The sequence below is a fragment of the Oceanobacillus sojae genome (genome assembly GCF_900162665.1).
Lineage (GTDB): Bacteria > Bacillota > Bacilli > Bacillales > Amphibacillaceae > Oceanobacillus > Oceanobacillus sojae_A.
Genome location: NZ_LT727805.1, coordinates 1 through 3,450, shown reverse-complemented (window position 1 = coordinate 3,450; position 3,450 = coordinate 1). Strand labels below are relative to the sequence as shown.

General features: G+C 33.7%; 3 protein-coding genes. All 3 read right to left on the bottom strand.

Going from position 1 to position 3,450, the window contains the following annotated elements; translation table 11 throughout:
• Positions 1–99 precede the first annotated feature (99 nt).
• Genes BN1068_RS00225 through BN1068_RS00215 form a run of 3 tightly spaced genes read right to left on the bottom strand, consistent with a single transcriptional unit; the run spans position 100 to position 3,326 of the window.
• The gene (locus tag BN1068_RS00225) at positions 100–1,122 is read right to left on the bottom strand and encodes a tyrosine-type recombinase/integrase (RefSeq protein WP_077600837.1); all 1,023 of its coding nucleotides are present in this window, start codon (positions 1,120–1,122) and stop codon (positions 100–102) included.
• Positions 1,109–2,092, bottom strand: a complete 984-nt coding sequence (locus tag BN1068_RS00220) for a tyrosine-type recombinase/integrase (protein ID WP_077600836.1) — start codon at positions 2,090–2,092, stop codon at positions 1,109–1,111. Before BN1068_RS00220 ends, BN1068_RS00225 begins: the two co-directional genes overlap by 14 nt.
• Complete coding sequence (locus BN1068_RS00215) at positions 2,085–3,326, bottom strand: site-specific integrase (protein WP_077600835.1); 1,242 nt, start codon at positions 3,324–3,326, stop codon at positions 2,085–2,087. The genes BN1068_RS00220 and BN1068_RS00215 overlap by 8 nt, the downstream gene beginning before the upstream one ends.
• Positions 3,327–3,450: the final 124 nt, after the last annotated feature.

The window sequence follows — 3,450 nt, the reverse complement described above, 5'->3', positions numbered from 1 at the left end:
GGGGAATTATCGAAAGTTATTGGTTATGGAAAGATATATCTAAAATATATTGTAATTTAAGACATTATAAGAAATATCTTTCCATAATAATCTACAAATTCACCTACAAAAATCCTGTAACCAGTTTAATAAATCTGTATCCTCATCCCAAACTGGGATATCTTGTGTTACAACATCCATATATGCAGACTCTAACGCCTTTCTTTTCGTTTCCGTATTTGCTCTCAAATAAATTTCAGTTGTAGTTACATTTACATGTCCTAATAAATCCCTTATATAAATTAGATTTACTCCAGACTCTAATAAATGCATAGCTTTTGTATGCCTAACCAAATGTGGATGAAGTCTTTCAGGGAATAGAATCCCCGAATGAGTTTGCTTAGCCTGTTTTAAATACTTTTCTAAAATATATGTTATACCAGGCCTTGTAAATGGGCGTCTATTACTATTATAAAACAGTGGATGATCTTGATTTCCGTTTTCTAACAAGTTGTTTTCTCTCATATAAGTTTCCAACAGTTCTTTTGTTTTTTCCATAATGGGTACACTTCTCTGCTTATTACCTTTTCCTGTTAAGGTGATAGTGGCAGGCTTCGTAAGTCTAACATCTCTTGTTTTCAAATTAATTAATTCTTGTACCCGTGAACCAGTATCATATAATGTAGCTATTAAAGTTAAATCACGGCGTCCTCTTCTTTTACCCGTGTCTGGTTGTTCCAATATATACCTTAAGCATTCATGTGAGAGAAATTCCATTGTCTTTATCTCTCTTTTTTTAAAGGGAATTCCCATAATTCTTTGGCATTCTAGTAAAATTTCAGGATGTTCTGATTGGGTGTAACGGTAAAAACTGTGAATTGCAGCTAGCCTTTGATTACGCGTATTAATGCTAACCTTGCGCTTTTTTTCGAGCCACAGTAGGAATTCTCTAATATTTTCTACTTTTATTTTTTCAAATGTAAGACGTTCCGGCTTAATATTAAGTTCTAAATCAAAAAATATTAGCACTTGTTTAAACGTATCTCTATATGACTTTATGGTATTCGTACTAACGTTACGTTGACTTGGAAGATAGTCAGAAAGGAATCGTGTAAGTGTTCTGGCGAAATCAGTCTGTTTCATCAAACGCAACCTCCGGTATTAAAGATGAAAAGTTCTGTTCAACTGAATCTATAATTTTGGGATATAAATCAGCAGTAAGCCTCAAGTAATGTTGTGTACCTCTTAGATCAACATGCCCTAGGAATGCAGAAAGGTAAGGAAGTAGATTTGTAATATCTTCCTCATTTAAGACCCATTTTTTCAAGCAATGGACCGCAAAAGTATGCCTTAGATCATGGAGTCTAGGACCTTTTCCACTATGGGATATGCCAGCCTTCCATAAAATTTGCCTAAATAGTTTATATATTGTGCTTTCCTTATATCGTCCTCCGAAAGGAGAAGGGAATAAAAAAGTATCATTAGAAAATAACTGATGCACTTTCTCTACGTATACACTACAGTGTCTTGTAAGTGTTTCTGCCATTGGAATTTTTCGTTCTTTTCCAAATTTCGTATCCTTGATGAATAAGGTACCTTGATTTAAATCGACATCCTTAAGCCTTAAATTTAATGCCTCTGAAATTCGTAACCCGCATCCATACAGTACACGGAACAGTAGAGGAAGAATTAGATGCTTATTGGGAGATACATTCGAAATAGGATAATTGTCACAAACGGAAAGGATATTACTCAGCTCTACTTTGGAAAATATATAAGGAACATAAGAATATCTCTCAATTGAAACGGAAGAAGCTGGAAAAATATATGCATCGTAGCCAAGACGTACCATATATGTTGCTAGTCCACGTATAATTGAGATTCTTCCGTTTCTAGTACTCGCAGTTTCATTATTTCGTTTTTTTGTCCAAAGTAGTACCAGTTCCTTCGGAAGTTTTATATCTGATAGAGTTTCATTAATAACTAAAGTATCAAATTGCTTCAAAAGAGAAGACCCCTTTTTGTACTTATAGCCAACAGCTCTCTTTTCTTCAATGTAACCAGCAATCACTTCGCTGAGAATGCTTTGAAATACTATTGTTCTATTAGTCATTCTTAAGCACCTCCTCTGGATCAATGGCACATTTCCGTAGCCCTTCCAACCCTGTATGAAGATAAACACTGGTTGATTTAGAACTAAAATGTCCAAGAACTTCAGAAATTACTGGTAATGGCGTTCCTTGTTCCAGCAAAGTACTCGCAAGAGTATGCCGAAGTGAATGTAAACCCCGTTTCTTATCACGAGGAATAGTAATGCCGGCTAGTCTTGTATATTTTGTAATAATACTATAAAGGTTAGCGTCTTTACCAAAGGCTTCAAAAGGTGCATTCATTCGTATAAAGACAAATGGAGAATCACTAGTAGGACGGCCGTTTTTCAGATAATCAATTAATGCCCAGCCTATATCCTTTAAGATAGGATATGTTACAGTATTCTTAGTTTTATTTTGTCTTACATCAATGATTTTGGACTGCCAATTTAAATCTGATAACTTTAAAGATTTGATATCTCCCGCCCTTATACCTAGTTTGGTAACTAAAAGCAGAATCGCGTAGTCCCTTTTTCCAGTTGGATTACCTCGATCGATACTATTTAATAAACGTATAACGTCTTCTTCATTCCAAACAGAGGGAATATGTGGGTAATAATACTTATTCTGTTTTGGTACCTTTAAGGATAGATCTTCATCTGTATATTGATTAAAATAAAGAAATCTCAAATATACTCTAAGTGTTGTTAAAATGGATGAAATACTTTTTTCATGATATTTGTAAATTGTTTTAACATAATCAGATATTATCTCTGGACTAATATCATTTGATTTCTGAACTTTTCTAGAATCCAGGTAATCAATAAAAAAGAATAAACGCTGCATTCTTGTACGAAGTCCTCTTTTGGAATACTCGTTAAGTTCACATTCCTTTTCATAAGCGATGAGTTCTTTTTCAAACTGTAATGGCTTAACATACCCTTTCTTTTTCACAATCCTTCGGATAATTACACCATGTAACTGATAATCGCCTAGAACCCTTATCATTCTGATAGGACCTTTGACGCTTTTAGGCATGGGCTCCTTATAATAATCAATTGTGCATTCATACTTTTCCTTTAAAAATTCTCTACCCAGTGCTTCAGAAAAATAGATTTCATCCTTTTCTTTTGCAAATGCAATAACCCTTTTGTAAAAAGCACGAAAACCACAAATAGTGTTATATGCATAATCTAATCTTTCTAATTCAGATAATACTTTATTAGCTAATGCTTCAATTGGTAATCGAGTTTCCATTTAGCACACCTCCTAGTTTATAAATCTATTGTGGAGGATTATGGAAAGAAATAAACATATATTTCAAAATTTCAGGGCATATACACTTATTTCTTACCATAAACAATAACTTTCGATAATTCCC